At 67.7% G+C, this 15,691-nt stretch carries 11 protein-coding genes; all 11 read right to left on the reverse strand.

Annotated features, from left to right (window positions below):
• Positions 1-9: 9 nt before the first annotated feature.
• Positions 10-2,058: an alpha-1,4-glucan--maltose-1-phosphate maltosyltransferase gene (locus tag B146_RS0118850; protein ID WP_019998033.1), complete on the reverse strand. Its 2,049-nt coding sequence runs from the start codon at positions 2,056-2,058 to the stop codon at positions 10-12.
• Between the two features lie 123 nt (positions 2,059-2,181).
• The gene (locus B146_RS0118855; protein ID WP_026358746.1) at positions 2,182-3,027 is read right to left on the reverse strand and encodes a fumarylacetoacetate hydrolase family protein; all 846 of its coding nucleotides are present in this window, start codon (positions 3,025-3,027) and stop codon (positions 2,182-2,184) included.
• Between the two features lie 111 nt (positions 3,028-3,138).
• Positions 3,139-4,515: a guanine deaminase gene (gene guaD, locus B146_RS0118860; RefSeq protein WP_019998035.1), complete on the reverse strand. Its 1,377-nt coding sequence runs from the start codon at positions 4,513-4,515 to the stop codon at positions 3,139-3,141.
• 178 nt (positions 4,516-4,693) lie between these two features.
• Positions 4,694-5,953: a urate hydroxylase PuuD gene (locus B146_RS0118865; RefSeq protein ID WP_019998036.1), complete on the reverse strand. Its 1,260-nt coding sequence runs from the start codon at positions 5,951-5,953 to the stop codon at positions 4,694-4,696.
• Between the two features lie 304 nt (positions 5,954-6,257).
• The gene (locus B146_RS0118870; protein ID WP_019998037.1) at positions 6,258-7,343 is read right to left on the reverse strand and encodes a BMP family ABC transporter substrate-binding protein; all 1,086 of its coding nucleotides are present in this window, start codon (positions 7,341-7,343) and stop codon (positions 6,258-6,260) included.
• Between the two features lie 26 nt (positions 7,344-7,369).
• A complete protein-coding gene (locus B146_RS0118875) occupies positions 7,370-8,293 on the reverse strand; it encodes an ABC transporter permease (RefSeq protein ID WP_019998038.1) in 924 nt (307 codons plus the stop codon).
• On the reverse strand, positions 8,290-9,441 hold the full coding sequence (locus tag B146_RS0118880) for an ABC transporter permease (RefSeq protein ID WP_019998039.1): 1,152 nt from the start codon (positions 9,439-9,441) through the stop codon (positions 8,290-8,292). Before B146_RS0118880 ends, B146_RS0118875 begins: the two co-directional genes overlap by 4 nt.
• Complete coding sequence (locus B146_RS0118885; RefSeq protein WP_019998040.1) at positions 9,441-10,967, reverse strand: ABC transporter ATP-binding protein; 1,527 nt, start codon at positions 10,965-10,967, stop codon at positions 9,441-9,443. Before B146_RS0118885 ends, B146_RS0118880 begins: the two co-directional genes overlap by 1 nt.
• Positions 10,951-11,850 (reverse strand): xanthine dehydrogenase accessory protein XdhC, encoded by a 900-nt coding sequence (gene xdhC / locus B146_RS0118890; protein ID WP_019998041.1) that lies wholly within the window; start codon positions 11,848-11,850, stop codon positions 10,951-10,953. The genes B146_RS0118885 and xdhC overlap by 17 nt, the downstream gene beginning before the upstream one ends.
• Positions 11,847-14,249: a xanthine dehydrogenase molybdopterin binding subunit gene (gene xdhB, locus B146_RS0118895; protein ID WP_019998042.1), complete on the reverse strand. Its 2,403-nt coding sequence runs from the start codon at positions 14,247-14,249 to the stop codon at positions 11,847-11,849. The genes xdhC and xdhB overlap by 4 nt, the downstream gene beginning before the upstream one ends.
• The gene (xdhA, locus tag B146_RS0118900; RefSeq protein WP_019998043.1) at positions 14,249-15,691 is read right to left on the reverse strand and encodes a xanthine dehydrogenase small subunit; all 1,443 of its coding nucleotides are present in this window, start codon (positions 15,689-15,691) and stop codon (positions 14,249-14,251) included. Before xdhA ends, xdhB begins: the two co-directional genes overlap by 1 nt.

Consider the following 15,691-nt stretch of genomic DNA (forward strand, 5'->3'; position numbering starts at 1 on the left):
CCTCTCCCGTCAGACGGATAGACGGAAAATGGCGTAGGGAAGTTCCGCCGGCTCGAACCACCAATGCTGAACCTTGCCGGACCAGACGAACTGGCGGTCGTTCACGAGGTCCTCGACCTTCACCGTGCCATTGTCGGGCAGGCCGAATTCCCAGAGCGGCACTTCGAAATGGCCGCCCTGCGCCTGATGCGGGTCGAGCGTCACCATGACGAGGAGGAAGGACGAGAGATCGGCCGTCCGCTTGCCGTAGTAGAGGATGTTGTCGTTCCAGAACTGGTAGAATTCCAGATTGCGGAAATCGCGCAACGCCGGCTCGGACTGGCGCAGGCGGTTGAGGAGCGCGAAGTCGTCCCGAATGTTGCCCTCGCGCTTCCAGTCGAAGGCGCGGATCTCGTATTTCTCGGAGTCCTTGTACTCTTCCTTGCCGGTGACGAGCGGCTCGTATTCGCAGAGCTCGAAGCCGGAATAGACGCCGTAATTGCCCGCCAGCGTCGCGGCCAGCGCGGCGCGGATGCGGAAGCCCGGCCGCCCGCTCGTATGGAGGAAGAGCGGGTTGATATCCGGCGTGTTCACGAAGAAGTTCGGCCGCATGTATTCGGCGCATTCTTCCTTCGTCAGCTCGGTCAGATACTCGCGCAGCTCCCATTTCAGGTTGCGCCAGGTGAAATAGGAATAGCTCTGGTTATAGCCGACCTTGGCGAGGCGCTTCATGAGCTTGGGCCGGGTGAAGGCCTCCGCCAGGAAGATGACACCGGGGTCCACCGCGCGCACTTCCGCGATCATCCATTCCCAGAACGGGAAGGGCTTGGTGTGCGGGTTGTCGACGCGGAAGATGCGAACGCCCTTGTCCAGCCAGAACAGGACGATGTCGCGCAGCTCGACCCAGAGCGAGGGGATCGCGTCCGGCCCGTAGAAGTCGACATTGACGATGTCCTGATACTTCTTCGGCGGGTTCTCGGCATATTTGATCGAGCCGTCCGGCCGCCAGTCGAACCAGCCCTTGTGCTCCTTGATCCAGGGATGGTCGGGCGAGCACTGGATGGCGAAGTCGAGCGCGATCTCCAGCCCATGATCGGCCGCGCGCGTCACGAGACGCTGGAAATCGGCGAAGGAGCCGAGCTGCGGGTGAAGGTCCTTGTGGCCGCCCTCGTGCGAGCCGATCGCATAGGGGCTGCCCGGCTCGCCCTCTTTGGCCGTGACGCTGTTGTTCTTGCCCTTGCGGTTCGACTTGCCGATCGGGTGGATCGGCGGAAAATACAGGACGTCGAAGCCCATTTCCTGGATATCGGGCAGGCGCGCGATCACGTCGTCGAACGTCCCGTGGCGCGCGGGATCGCCGGATTGCGAGCGCGGCATCAACTCGTACCACGCCGAGAAGCCCGCCGCCTCGCGGTCCACCCAGACCGGCACTTCGAGAGGATAATGGGTGAGGTTGGCCCGCACGCCCGCGCGGCGCAGAAGCTCGATCGTGTCGGCCTCGGTGAGAACAGCGTAGAGCGCCGCCTCGTCTTTCAGCTTGCGCAGCTTCTCGACCCGGCCGCGCAGGTCCTTCAGGGCCTTGGCGTCCTCGCGCGAGCCACGGCCGGACTCGGCCGCCTGTTCCAGAAGCCCCTCGCCTTCGCGCAGTTCGAGCGCGATGTCGACGCCCGCGTCGCGCTTCTTCTTCGTGTCGCTCGCCCAGGTGCCGAACACGTCGCGCCAGGCGATGATGGAATAGCGATAGGGGCCGGGCGTGGCGAAACGCACGGTGGCGCCCCAGCGGTCGTTGCCGATGAAGACGAAGGGCGTTTCCTGGCCCTCCATCTCGCCGCCATGGGTGATGAGCGCGGCGGCGATGATCTCGTGCCCGTCGGAGAAGATGTCGGCCGTGACCGTCAGCGGCTCGTTCTCGACGCGCTTGACCGCAAAGCGGCCGCCGTCGATCAGCGGCTCGACGCCTTCGATCACGACGCGGGCGCCGGCCAGATCCTTCAAAAGGGCGATGGACTGTTCCTGAGCGGCGGCCTGAGCGGCCGCGCGCTTCTTGGGCTTGACCGCGACGGGTTCGGGGAGAGCCATGGACGAACCTTCTTTGCCGTTGCGACGAGGCGGGAGCCGCGCCCCTGTTCTTGGCAAAGGAATAGGGGGCGGCGTCGATTCATCCAGTCACGCGGCGCGCTTTCTCCCGCGCCGGCCCCGGCTTTATTCTTGGGCGGACACGACCTGCCGCTGTTCGCCGAGGTGCGGATTGCCGAGCGTCACGATATCGCCGGCCTTCAGGAAGACCGGCGGCTTCATGCCCGCGCCGACGCCCGCCGGCGTGCCCGTGGTGATCACGTCGCCCGGCTCCAGCGCCAGGAATTCCGACGTGTAGGAAACGATGGTGGCGAAGTCGAAGATCATGTCGGCCGTCGTGCCGGTCTGCATCCGCTGGCCGTTGACGTCGAGCCAAAGCTCCAGCGCGGCCGGGTTCTCGATCTCGTCCCGCGTCACCAGCCAGGGGCCGAGCGGGCCGAAGCCGGGGGCGCTCTTGCCCTTCAGCCATTGCCCGCCGCGCTCCTTCTGCCAGGCGCGCTCGGACACGTCGTTGCACAGGCAGAAGCCGGCGACGTAATCCAGCGCCTCGTCCTTCGAGACCTGATAGCAGCGCTCGCCGATGACGATGGCGACCTCGACCTCCCAATCGACCTTGGTGGCGCCGTTCGGAATGGCGAAGCCGTCGCGCGGGCCAGCGATGGAGGACACCGCCTTGTTGAACAGAAGCGGCTCGCTCGGCGTCTCGGACCCCGTCTCGGCGGCGTGTTCGGCATAGTTGCGACCGACCGCGACGAAGTTCCTCGTGCCGCCGACCGGGGGGCCGAGCCGGTGGCTCGGATCGGCCTTGGGCAGGCTTTTCGGGTCGAGCGCGCGCAGCTTCTCCAGCCCGTGGCGCGAGAGCACCGCGCCGGCGATGTCGTCGATCTCGCCCGACAGGTCGCGGATGCGGTTTTCCTCGTCGATCAGCCCCGGCTTCTCGGCTCCCGGCTCTCCGAAACGCACCAACCTCATGCCTGTCCCTCCTGCTTCTCGCCGGATCGCCCGGCGGATTCCTGTCGCCCCTTCGACGCCGCGCGTTCAAGCGCGTCATCGCTCCGCCATCTAGCGCGGCGGGAGCCGGTTTTAACCGGCCATCGCGGCCAAGCCTCCGTGAGCGGGCGGCGGCAGCTCGCTCGCGCCGCGCGAATGAAGTCGGCGGCCGGCGGCATAGGTCGCGACCACCGCGCGCTCGTCGCCGAGGACGGTCAGCGCGAAGAGTTCCTCTTCCAGCGTCTCCACCCGCTCCATGCGCTGGCGCAGCGCCGGCGTGGCGCGCGCGTCGAGAATCGTGAGGTCCGCCTCGAAGCCGGGCGCGACCTGTCCGATGCGGTCGCCATGGCCGATCGCGTCGGCATTGCCCGCCGTCATCATGTAGAAGGCCGCATGGCCGGGCAGGCGCTGGCCGCGCAGCGCCAGAACCTTGTAGCCCTCGCCCGCCGTCTGGAGCATGGAATAGGACGTGCCGCCGCCGATATCGGTGGCGAGCCCCATGCGCAGGTTTGCAGCCAGCGCGCCGTCCCGGTCGAACAGGCCGGAGCCAAGGAACAGGTTCGAGGTCGGGCAGAACACCGCCGTCGCCTGATGCTCGGCCAGCGCCGCGCGTTCGCGCTCCGACAGGTGGATGCAATGGCCGAACAGGGCGCGGCGGCGCACGAGGCCGTAGCGCTCGTAGACGTCCGTATAGTCTTTCGCCCAAGGGAAGAGTTCACGCACGAAGGCGATCTCGCCGAGATTCTCGGAGAGATGCGTCTGGATGGCGAGATCGGGATGGTCCTTGGCGAGCGCGCCCGCCACCTCCAGCTGCGCCTCGGTGGAGGTCGGCGCGAAGCGCGGCGTGATCGCGACCTCCAGCCGCCCCGCCCCGTGCCAGCGCTGGACGAGCGCCAGCGTTTCGTCATGGGCGCGCTCGGGCGTGTCGGTGAGCTCGGGCGGCGCGTTGCGGTCCATCATGACCTTGCCGCCGATCATGCGCAGGCCGAGCCGCGCGCTTTCGGAAAAGAAACTCTCCGCCGATTGCGGATGCGAGGTGCAGAAGGCGACAGCCGTGGTCGTGCCGTTGCGCAGAAGCTCGCGCAGGAGGAACTGCGCGGCAGCGTCCGCCACCACGGGGTCGCCATAGCGCGACTCCTCGGGGAACGTGTATTTGGCGAGCCATTCCATCAGCTCCGTGCCGTAGGAGGCGATCACCTGCGTCTGCGGCATGTGGAGATGCGGGTCGATGAAGCCGGCCGTCAGCAGAAACGGGCGATAATCCGTCACCGGCTGATCGGGGCCGAGCCCGTCGAGAAGCTCGCTCGCCTCGCCCACGGCCTGGATGAGGCCGTCGCGGATGACGACGAGCCCGTCCTCGATGAAGCGCGCAGCCGGGGTCTCGCCCGGCTGGAGAGGCTGCACGTCGTAGGAGAGAACGCGCGCGCGAAGGGCGAGCGTGCCGCCCGCTGGAATCGTGATGTCGGTCATGGCGGGGAGTCTAAACCCTGTGGGTGCGCGGAGATAGGGCGAGACGAAACCTTTGGGCGGAGAGCCGGGCGCGTTGTCGTTTCCGCGAGGCGCCAAGCGCCGTCCATGCGGCGCATGGGCGGGGAGCGGCGAGGGAAAGGACTTGGCGGATCGGCCCTGAGAGGTGTCGTTCCCGCTTTTAGGGACGGTAACGGCCGCTGCCGGTTTCCAGCCAGCGGGCGAGCGCCAGGCGCTCGGAGGGCTCCATGCCCGTGATGTTGCCGGGCGGCATGGCGTGGGAGCGCACAGCCTGACGCTCGATCAGCGAAGCGTTCAGGACGATGTCGCGGCCGTTTTCGAGAAGCACGCCCTTGGGCGCATGGCCCATGCCCGGCCAGAGCGGCTTGCGCGCATGGCACATGGAGCAGCGCGACTGGATGATGCCTTCGGCCTCCTGAAACTGAGGCGAGCGGGCGAGCGCGAGCTGCGGATCGGCAGGAAAGTCGAGGCTCTCGTTGGTGGAGGACGCCTCGCTCAAGGGTGAGGCGCGCCAGCCCGGCGCGCCCGACAGGGTGATGACGAGGGCGAACAGGACGCCCGCCACGGCCCAGCACCACCAGAGATGCTGGCCGGTCTTGTGCTTGGTGTTGAAGAAATGGCGCACGACCGCGCCGATCAGCAGCACCAGCCCCGCGATGGCCCAGTTCCATTCCGTGGCGAAGGCCAGCGGATAATGGTTGGACAGCATCAGGAAGATGACCGGCAGGGTCAGGTAGTTGTTGTGCAGCGAGCGCTGCTTGGCCGCCGCGCCGAGGCGCGGGTCGGGCGAGCGCCCGGCCTTGAGGTCCGCCACCACGATCTTCTGGTTGGGGATGATGAGCATGGCGACATTGGCGGTCATGATCGTCGCGATCATGGCGCCCGTGTGCAGCATGGCCCCGCGCCCCGAGAAGAGCTGGCTGAAGACGAAGCTCGCCGCCACGACATAGACGAAGACGATGCCGAGCAGAACCGAGTCGTTCTTGCCGAGCGGCGACTTGCAGATCCGGTCATAGACGACCCAGCCGAGCGCCAGCCCGGCGACGCCGATGAGGACGGCGGCCCAGGCCGGAAGATCGGCCCTGGCGGGGTCGATCAGATAAAGATCGGCGCCGAGATAATAAACGAGGAACAGAAGCGCCGCGCCCGACAGCCAGGTCGCGTAGCTCTCCCATTTGAACCAGGTCAGGTCCTCCGGCATGTGCGGCGGCGCGACCATGTATTTCTGGATATGGTAGAAGCCGCCGCCATGGACCTGCCAGGCTTCGCCGCCGACGCCCACCATGGGCGCGCCATGCGGCTTTCGGAGGCCGAGATCGAGCGCGATGAAATAGAAGGATGATCCGATCCAGGCGATGGCCGTGACGACATGCACCCAGCGCACGCCGAACTGCAGCCATTCGGAAAGATAAGTCCACATGGGATGACCCCCGAGACGCCGCCCCCTTGTCGCGGAACGCCTCAAAATGAATCCGATGTGCCTTTGCGGGCCCCTCGCCGTTCAGGAGACGGTGGGAGGAGCCAGGCGTTGGGGAAAGGGCGCGGGGCGCCCTTTCGGAACTCGTCGGCCGCCCGGTCAGCATCCCTCATAGAACGCCGACCGGAGGGTCGTGATGGCGAGTCAGCCAGCGTGGAGTCGCGAGACCCGAAGCGGAGCGGACTTTGTGTCCGTGAGCATCGGAAGCGCAGCGAACCGCGCTGGATGACCGCCAGCGCGAGCCGTCTTAGTTACGCACGCCTTGGACGTACCAGTCCATCTTGAGCAAGTCCGCATCCGGAATGACCTGGCCCGCCGCCACCTTGTCGGCGCCGGACTGGTCCTTGATCGGGCCGGTGAAGACTTCGTAGGTACCGGCCTTGGTCTCGTCCACGACCTTCTGCGCGGCGGCCTTCACATCGGCCGGCATCTTGTCGTTGAACGGGGCCATCTCGACCTCGCCTTCCTTCATGCCGAGCCAGACGTCCTGCGTCTTCCAGGAGCCGTCGATCACCGCGTTGACGCGGTCGACATAGTAGGGACCCCACTGGTCGACGATCGCGGTCATGTGCGCGTTCGGCGCGAACTTGGTCATGTCCCAGGCCTGACCGAAGGCGATGGCGCCGCGCTTCTCGGCTTCCTGCAAGGGGCCGGGGCTGTCGGTGTGCTGCGTGATGACGTCCGCGCCCTGGTCGAGCAGCGCGCCGGCGGCCTGCGCTTCTTTGGCGGGGTCGTACCAGGAGTTCACCCAGACGACCTGCGTCTCGAAATTCGGGTTCACCTTGCGGGCGGCGAGCGTGAAGGCGTTGATGCCCATCACGACTTCCGGGATCGGGAAGGAGGCGACATAGCCGGCCTTGCCGGTCTTCGACATCATGCCGGCGATGGTGCCGAGCACGGCGCGGCCCTGGTAGAACTTCGAATTGTAGGCGGCCATGTTCGGCGCGGTCTGGTAGCCCGTCGCGTGCTCGAACTTCACCTTCGGGAACTGCTTGGCGACCTTCAGCGTCGGGTTCATGAAGCCGAACGAGGTCGCGAAGATGATGTCGTTGCCGTCCTGCGCGAGCTGGCGGATGACGCGCTCGGCATCCGGCCCCTCGGCGACGTTCTCGACGAAGGTGGTCGTGACCTTGTCGCCGAGCTTCTCGGCCAGATACTTGCGGCCCTGGTCATGGGCGAAGGAATAGCCGAAGTCGCCGACCGGGCCGACATAGACGAAGGCGGCCTTCACCGGACGGTCCGTGACCTGCGCGAAGGCGGGCGCGCCGATCGCGAGCGTGGCGGCGAGAGCGACGCCTCCCAGAAGGACCTGACGGCGGTTGATGAGGGTCATCGAGAACTCCTTGAGATGAGCTGATATCAGGCCGAAGCCCGGAAGGGTTTGCCGAGGCAGGCCGGCGCCGCGCTGCGCGTGCGCGACCGCCCCGAAATGACGGCGAGGACGAGGATCGTCGCGAGATAGGGAAGGCTGGTCAGGAACTCGGGCGCCAGAAGCGACCAGCCGGCGGCCTTGGCCTGAAGCTCCAGCGTGATGACCGCGCCAAAGAGATAGGCGCCGAGGAGAAGCCGCCCCGGCCGCCAGGAGGCGAAGACGACGAGCGCGATGGCGATCCAGCCGCGCCCGGCCGTCAGCCGCTCGGCCCACATGGGCGTCAGCACCAGCGAATAGTAAGCGCCCGCCAGACCCGCCATGGCCCCACCGAACAGCACCGCGCAATAGCGGACCTTCAGAACGGGGTAGCCGATCGAATGGGCCGAGGAATCGCTTTCGCCGACCGCCCGCAGCACGAGGCCTGCGCGTGAGTGCTTGAGGAACCACCAGACCGCGAAGGTCAGCGCGAAGGAGGCGTAGACGATCGGCGAATAGCCGAAGAGGACGCGCCAGATCGGATCGTCGCTGAGGCTCGAGGGAAAGACCGAGCCGAAGACGGGCGTGGTGATGCCCACGAACGATGCGCCAGCCAGCGCCGACACACCCGTGCCGAAGATCGTCAACGCCAGTCCCGTCGCCACCTGATTGGCTGTCAGCGTCAGCGTCAGATAGGCGAAGATCAGCGAGGCGGCGGCCGCCGCCGCCATGCCGCCGAGCGCGCCCAGCGCCGGCACGCCCGTCGTCACCGAGACGATGAAGCCGGTGACGGCGCCGATCAGCATCATGCCTTCGACGCCGAGATTGAGGACGCCCGACTTTTCCACCACGAGCTCGCCGAGCGCGGCGATGAGAATGGGCGTCGCCGAGGTCACGACCGCGACGATGATGGCGACGATCAGGGCCTCGTTCATGCCGGCACCCCGGTTTCGGTCTTGGCCTGCGCTGCGGGCGCGGTGGCCGGGCCGCCCTTGGCCGGCAGGCCGACGGGCGCGCCGCTGCCGCCGCCCGACGCGGTCAGCCGGTAGCGCACGAGAATGTCCACCGCCAGCAGGAAGAAGAGCATCATGGCCTGGAACACGCCGATCGCGGCGGCCGGCAGGCCGATGGCCGTCTGCGCGCTTTCGCCGCCGACATAGGTCAGCGCCAGAACCAGCGCGGCGAGCACGATGCCGAGCGGATGGAGGCGGCCGAGAAAGGCGACGATGATGGCGGTGAAGCCGTAGCCCACCGGAAAGCTCGGCACCATCTGCCCGAACGGGCCGGCGGCCTCGAAAATGCCGGCGAGCCCGGCGAGCGCGCCGCCGAGCGCCATGGTCATCCAGACGACGCGCGTTTCGCGAAAGCCGCCATAGCGGGCGGCCTGCGGGCTGAGGCCGACGACGCGCACCTGAAAGCCCGCGACCGTGCGCGACACCGCGAACCAGAGCGTCAGCGCCAGCGCGAGCGCCACCGGAATGCCCAGATGGATCAACGTGCCCGGCACCACGAAGGGCAGCGTCTGGTCGGCCGAGAACATGGCCGTCTGCGGGAAGTTGAACCCCATCGGGTCCTTCCAGGGGCCGCGCATCAGATAATAGAGGATCTGAATGGCGACATAGTTCAGCATCAGGCTGGAGAGGATTTCCGAGACGCCCAGCGCCGTGCGCAGAAAGGCCGGAACGGCCGCCCAGACCATGCCGCCGACCATGCCCGCGACAACCATGAGCGGGAGGATCCACGGCCCCGTGGCGTCCATCGTCAGCAGCGCGATGCCGGTGCCGGCGAGGCCGCCCATGACGTATTGCCCCTCCGCGCCGATGTTCCAGACATTGGCGCGGAAGCCGACCGACAGGCCGACCGCGATCATGGCGAGCGGCGCGGCCTTCACCAGAAGGTCCTGCCAGCGATAGGGATTGAAGAGCGGCGTGACGAAAATCTCGCGCACCGCGCCGAGCCCGTCATAGCCGAGCAGGGTGAAGACGATGGCGCCGACGACGAGCGTCAGGGCGACGGCCAGAACCGGCGTCGCGAACAGCATGGCGCGGCTCGGCTCACGCCGGGGAACGAAGCGAAGAGGCATCAGGCCGCCACCTCCGCATGGGTCTCGCCATGGATGCCGCCCATCAGAAGGCCGACGCGCTCGATCGAAATGCCCTTCACCTCCATGGCCGGGGACAGACGCCCCTCGTTGATGACGGCGAGCCGGTCGCAGAGTTCGAGAAGCTCGTCCAGATCCTGGCTGACGACGACGATGGCCGTGCCCTTGGCGGCCAGATCCAGCATGGCCTGCCGGATGAAGCCGGCCGCGCCCGCATCGACGCCCCAGGTCGGCTGCGAGACGACGAGAACCGTCGGCTCCTGCCCGATCTCGCGGCCCATGATGAATTTCTGCAAGTTTCCGCCCGAGAGCGAGCGCGCGGCCGCGCGCGGCCCCGTCGCCTTGACGCCGAAACCCTTGATGACGCTTTCGGCAAAGCTCCTGGCCGCGCCCATGCGCAGCAAACCGCCCGAAGCCAGCCCTTTGCGCGTGCGGGCCGAAAGGATGGCGTTTTCATAAAGCGTCATGTCCGGCACGGCGGCATGGCCATTGCGCTCTTCCGGCACGGTGGCGAGCCCCGCGCGGCGGCGGGCGGAGACGCCGAGGCGCGCCAGATCCTGCCCGTCGATCCGCACATGGCCCGAAACGCCACCCGTGCGCTCGCCCGAGAGCACTTCCAGAAGCTCGTTCTGCCCGTTGCCGGCGACGCCCGCGATGCCCAGGATTTCGCCGGAGCGAACCGAGAAGGACACGCTCTTGAGGCTCGTGCCGAAGGGCGGCAGGCCGGGGGCCGAAAGGCCGGAGACGGCAAAGCGCTCCTTGCCCAAGCTGGAAGCCGGCTTTTCCGACAGGGCCTTGAGCGAGCCGCCGATCATCAGCTCGGCCATGGAGCGCGCGGTTTCCTGGCGCGGGTCGCAGGTGCCCACGACCCGCCCGCCGCGCAGGATCGTCGCCGTCGAGCAGAGCGTGCGGATTTCGTCCAGCTTGTGGGAGATATAGAGGATCGAGCAGCCCTCGCCCTGCAGTTGGCGGAGCACGCCGAACAGCGCCTCCACCTCCTGCGGCGTCAGGACCGAGGTCGGCTCGTCCATGATCAGAAGCTTCGGCTTCCCCAGAAGCGCGCGCACGATCTCGATGCGCTGGCGCTCGCCGACCGAGAGCGTGTGGACCTCGCGATGCGGGTCGAGCCCGAGCCCATAGGCGCTCATGACCTCGCGCACCCGCGCTTCCAGCTCGCGCCGGGGCGGCGGATCGTCCATGCCGAGCGCGATGTTTTCCAGCACCGTCATCGCCTCGAACAGGCAGAAATGCTGGAACACCATGCCGATGCCGAGGCGGCGCGCCTCGCGGGGCGAGTGGATGCGCACGGCCTGCCCGTCGAAGAGCATCGTGCCCTCGTCGGCCTGCTGCACGCCGTAGATGATCTTCACCAGCGTCGACTTGCCGGCTCCGTTTTCGCCAAGCAGGGCGTGAATCGCGCCGGGGGCGACGGAAAAGGAAATGTCATCATTGGCCACAACGCCCGGAAAGCGCTTCGAAATCGACTGAAGCTCAAGACGAGGCGCCATGGGCAAGGGTCCGCTGCGGTTCAACCGAGATGTTATTGCACTCGTTTTGCGCAAGCGCAAAGCCTGAGCAGTGGTTTTCCAAAGACTCGGCCGCAAGGGCCGTCAAGATTTCCGCAGCCGCCAAAGCGGCGATGACGGCCGGGCGCTTGTCGCGCACCTTCCCACCGCCGATCGGCAGGACGAGACGCGCGGCCAGCGCCCCCTCCCCCGCCTCTTCGAGGCGACGGCGAAAGGTCTCCCGCTTGGTTCGCGAGCCGATCATCCCGACATAGGCGGCGTCCGTCCGGCGCAGCGCTTCACCCGCGATCAGGAAGTCCAAGGCGTGATCGTGCGTCAGGACGACGAAGGCCGAGCCAGCGGGCGCGCCCGTCACCTCGGTCTCGGGAATGGCGCGCAGGCGTCGCTCGACGCCCTCGGGCAGGGTCGCCAAACGGTCGGCCCTCGTATCCACCACCACGACATGAACAGGCAGCGGATGGAGGGCGCGCGCCAGCGCCTGTCCCGTATGGCCCGCGCCGAACACATAGACATGGGGATAGGCTTCGCGCTCGCGCGCTTCCAAGCCTTCCATGTCGGACAGGAGCGCGGCGTCGAGGCGGCGCAGCCCGAGCGTCACATGCCCGCCGCAGCATTGGCCGATGGCGGGGCCGAGCGGGATGGCGAGGCGGCTTTCCGTCTCGCCCGAAGCCAACAAGCGCCGCGCCTCGACGATGCCTTCCATCTCCAGCGCGCCGCCGCCGACCGTGCCCTCGCAGGTCTCAACTGTGACCAGCATGAAGGCGCCGACCTCGCGTGGGGTGGAGCCGCGCGCCTCCTCGACCCGCACGAAAACCGCCGGCCGCCCCTCGGCCATGGCCGCGCGAAGGGCGGGCAGCGCGCTCATGCGGCGCGCACCGCGCGCACGGCCGAGAGAATGCGTTCGGGCGTCGCCGGGGCGTCGAGTTCGGGGAAACGCCGTCCCTCACCCGCCGCGATGACCGCATCCGTCAGCGCCGAGAAGACCGAGAGCGCCAGCATGAAAGGCGGCTCGCCCACCGCCTTGGAGCGGAAGATCGTGGCGGCCGGGTTGCGGCCCTTGTCCCAGAGCTTGACGCGCAGATCGTCCGGCCGGTCGTTGGCGGTCGGGATCTTGTAGGTGGAGGGCGCGTGGGTGCGCAGCCGTCCGGCCTTGTCCCAGACAAGTTCTTCCGTCGTCAGCCAGCCCATGCCCTGAATGAAGCCGCCCTCGATCTGGCCGAGGTCGAGCGCCGGGTTCAGGGACTGGCCGACATCGTGGAGTATGTCGGCCCGCAACAAGCGGTTCTCGCCGGTCAGCGTGTCGATCACGACTTCGGCTGATGCCGCGCCATAGGCGTAGTAATAGAAGGGCTTGCCGCTCGCCGTTTCGCGGTCGTAGCTGATGCCGGGCGTGGCGTAGAAGCCGGTGGAGGAGAGCGAGACGCGGCCGAGATAGGCTTCGCCGACGAGATCGGAGAAGCGCTTTTCCACCGCGCCGATCCGCACCCGGTTCGGCAGGAACTCGATGGCGTCGGGCGCGACGCGGTAGCGCTCGGCGGCAAAGGCGATCAGGCGCTCCTTGATCGTGCGCGCGGCGGCCTGCGCGGCCATGCCGTTGAGGTCCGAGCCGGACGACGCCGCCGTCGCCGAGGTGTTGGGCACCTTGGCCGTCGTGGTCGCGGTGATCTTCACCCGTTCCACGTCGATCTGGAACTCCTCGGCCACAACTTGAGCGACCTTGGTGAAGAGGCCCTGCCCCATCTCCGTGCCGCCATGGTTCAGGTGAACCGAGCCGTCCTTGTAGACATGCACCAGCGCGCCGGCCTGGTTGAGATGCGAGGTCGTGAAGGAGATGCCGAACTTCACCGGCGTCAGCGCGAGCCCCTTCTTGAGGATCGGGCTTTGGGCGTTGAAGGCTCGCACAGCCTCGCGCCGGGCGCGATAGTCGGAGGAGGCTTCGAGTTCCTCCACCATCTCGGCGATGACGCTATCCTCGACCTTCTGGTGATAAGGCGTCAGGCCCGGCTCGCCTGCGCCCATCGCGGCATAGAAGTTGCGCTTGCGGACATCCAGCGGATCGAGGCCGAGATCGAAGCCGATCCTGTCCATCGCCCGTTCGATCGCCACCATGCCCTGCGGCCCGCCGAAGCCGCGAAAGGCGGTGTTGGAGACGGTGTGCGTCTTCAGGCGGCGCGAATGGATATGGGCGGCCTTGAGGTCATAGGCATTGTCGGCATGGAACATGGCGCGGTCGGCGATCGCGCCCGACAGGTCCTTGGAATAGCCGCAGCGGATGAACTGGCGGAACTCGGCCCCGACCAGCCGCCCCTCGCCATCGTGACCGACGCGGTAGTCCGTCCGGCATTCGTGCCGCTTGCCGGTCATCTCCATGTCGTCGTCGCGGTCGAGCCGGCACTTGGCAGGACGGCCGGTCTTCAGCGCGACCAGCGCCGCGACAGAGGCAAAGAGCGCGGGCTGCGATTCCTTGCCGCCGAAGCCGCCGCCCATGCGGCGCACCTCGATCGTCACCGCGTGATCGGCGCGACCGATGGCTTTTGCCACATTGTGCTGCACTTCGGACGGATGCTGGGTGGAGGAACGCACGACGACGTCGCCATCCTCCTGCGGCCAGGCATAGGCGATCTGGCCTTCCAGATAGAAGTGATCCTGCCCGCCCGTCTCGACCCGGCCTTCCACGACATGCGGCGCGCCGGCCAAGGCGGCGGCGGCATCGCCGAGCCGCATCTCGTGCGGGGTCAAAAGGTCTTCGCCCGCCGCATCGGCGAAGGCGACGCCCTCGTCCATCGTCACGGCGGCGGGCAGGTCTTCGTAATCCACCACGGCGAGCTTCGCCGCCGCCCGTGCCTGTTTCAGGCTGGGCGCGGCGACCGCGAAGAGCGGCTGGCCGACGAACTGCACGATGCCATCAGCGAAGATCGGATCGTCCCCGAAGACGGGCGAATAGTCGTTGATGCCCGGCACGTCCTCGGCCGAGAGCACGCAGACGATACCCTCGCCGCCCCGCACGGGCGCGAGGTCCATCGCGCGGATGCGCGCATGGGCCTTGGGGCTCATCGCGAGATAGACTTGCAGCGTGCCGGGAAGCTCGGGATCGTCGTCGAGATAGCGCGCCTCGCCCGAGACATGCTTCGAGCCGCTGTCGTGGCGGATCGGCTGGCCGACGCCGCCCTTCAATCGGGCTTGCGGCAGAGGCGGCGCTTCGTCCAGCGCCTCGGTGCCGACCGTGCCGGCCTCGCCCCGGTCCTGAACGCGGGTCTCGTCCATCAGGCCACCTCCTCGATCCGCGAGGGAACGCCGGCGAGCTGCAGCCGGAAGCGCTCCAGGCATCCGGCGGCGGCTTGCAGGCGATAGTCCGCGCTGGCGCGCAGATCGTCCAGCGGCTGGAAATCCTCGCGCAGAGCCTCGGCCGCCCGCGCCACGCCGTCCGCATCGAAGGGCCGGCCGACCAGCGCGGCTTCCGCCGCCGCTGCGCGCTTGGGCGTCCCCGCCATGCCGCCGAAGGCAAGGCGCGCCGCCGTCACGACGCCGCCGTCCAGCGTCAGCTTGAAGGCCGCGAGCACGGCCGAAATGTCCGAATCCAGCCGCTTGGAAATCTTGTAGGCGGCAAAGCGCTCGTTCGCTTCCAGAAGCGGCACTTCCACGGCGGCGACGAACTCGCCCGGTGCGCGATCCTGGCGACCATAGGCGATGAAGAAATCCTCCAGCGGCAGGTTCCGCATCGTCTCGCCCCGGCGCAGGAAGAGATTGGCGCCGAGCGCGATCAGCATGGGCGGCAGGTCGCCGATCGGCGAACCGTTGGCGATATTGCCGCCGACCGTGCCGGTGTTGCGGATCTGATAGCCGGCGAAGCGACGCATGACCTCGTCGAGATCGGGATGGATGTCGGCCAGCCGCGCCCGCGCCTCGCGATGCGTCACGCCCGCGCCGAAGAAGAGCGAATGCGGCCCTTCCTCGACATGGCGGAGGTCTTCGACGCGCGAGACGTCGATCATCACGGGAAAGTCGCGATGCTGCTTCGTGACCCACAGGCCGACATCCGTCGCGCCGGCCACCAGCGTGGCGTCGGGGTGCGCGGCATAGGTGTCGGCGAGATCGTCCACATTGTCGGGCGAAAGCCAGAGCCGCCCGTCCGCCTCGTAGCGGAACACGCCCTCGCCGCGCGCCGCGCGCAGAGCCTTCGCGGTCCCCGCATCCTCGGCCGAGCTATCCGGCAAAGGGTGGCGGGCGAGGTCGAGCCCGGCCTCCACGATCGGCCCATAGCCGGTGCAGCGGCAGAGATTGCCGGAGATGACGTCCTTCACCGACTGCCGGTCGCTGAGCGCACCCGTGCGCCAGCCGGAATAGAGCTGCATCACGAAGCCCGGCGTGCAGAAGCCGCATTGGCTGGCATGGCGCTCGACCATCGCCTCCTGGATCGGATGCAGCCCGTCCCGGCCGAGATGCTCGACCGTGACGACCGAGCGTCCGTGCAGCGCCGGCAGAAACAGGATGCAGGCGTTGACGGCGCGTCGCTTGAGTCCGCCATCGCCGTCCGGCTCTTCGAGAAGCACGGTGCAGGCGCCGCAATCCCCTTCCGCGCAGCCTTCCTTGGTGCCGGTCAGCCGCTCGCGCGCGCCGCGCAGATAGTCGAGAACGGTGGTGGTCGGCGCATAGCCTTCGACCGCGCGCTCTTCGCCGTTCAGGAGAAAGCGGATCGCCTCGCCCAT

It is taken from the genome of Aureimonas ureilytica DSM 18598 = NBRC 106430, assembly GCF_000382705.1.
Lineage (GTDB): Bacteria > Pseudomonadota > Alphaproteobacteria > Rhizobiales > Rhizobiaceae > Aureimonas > Aureimonas ureilytica.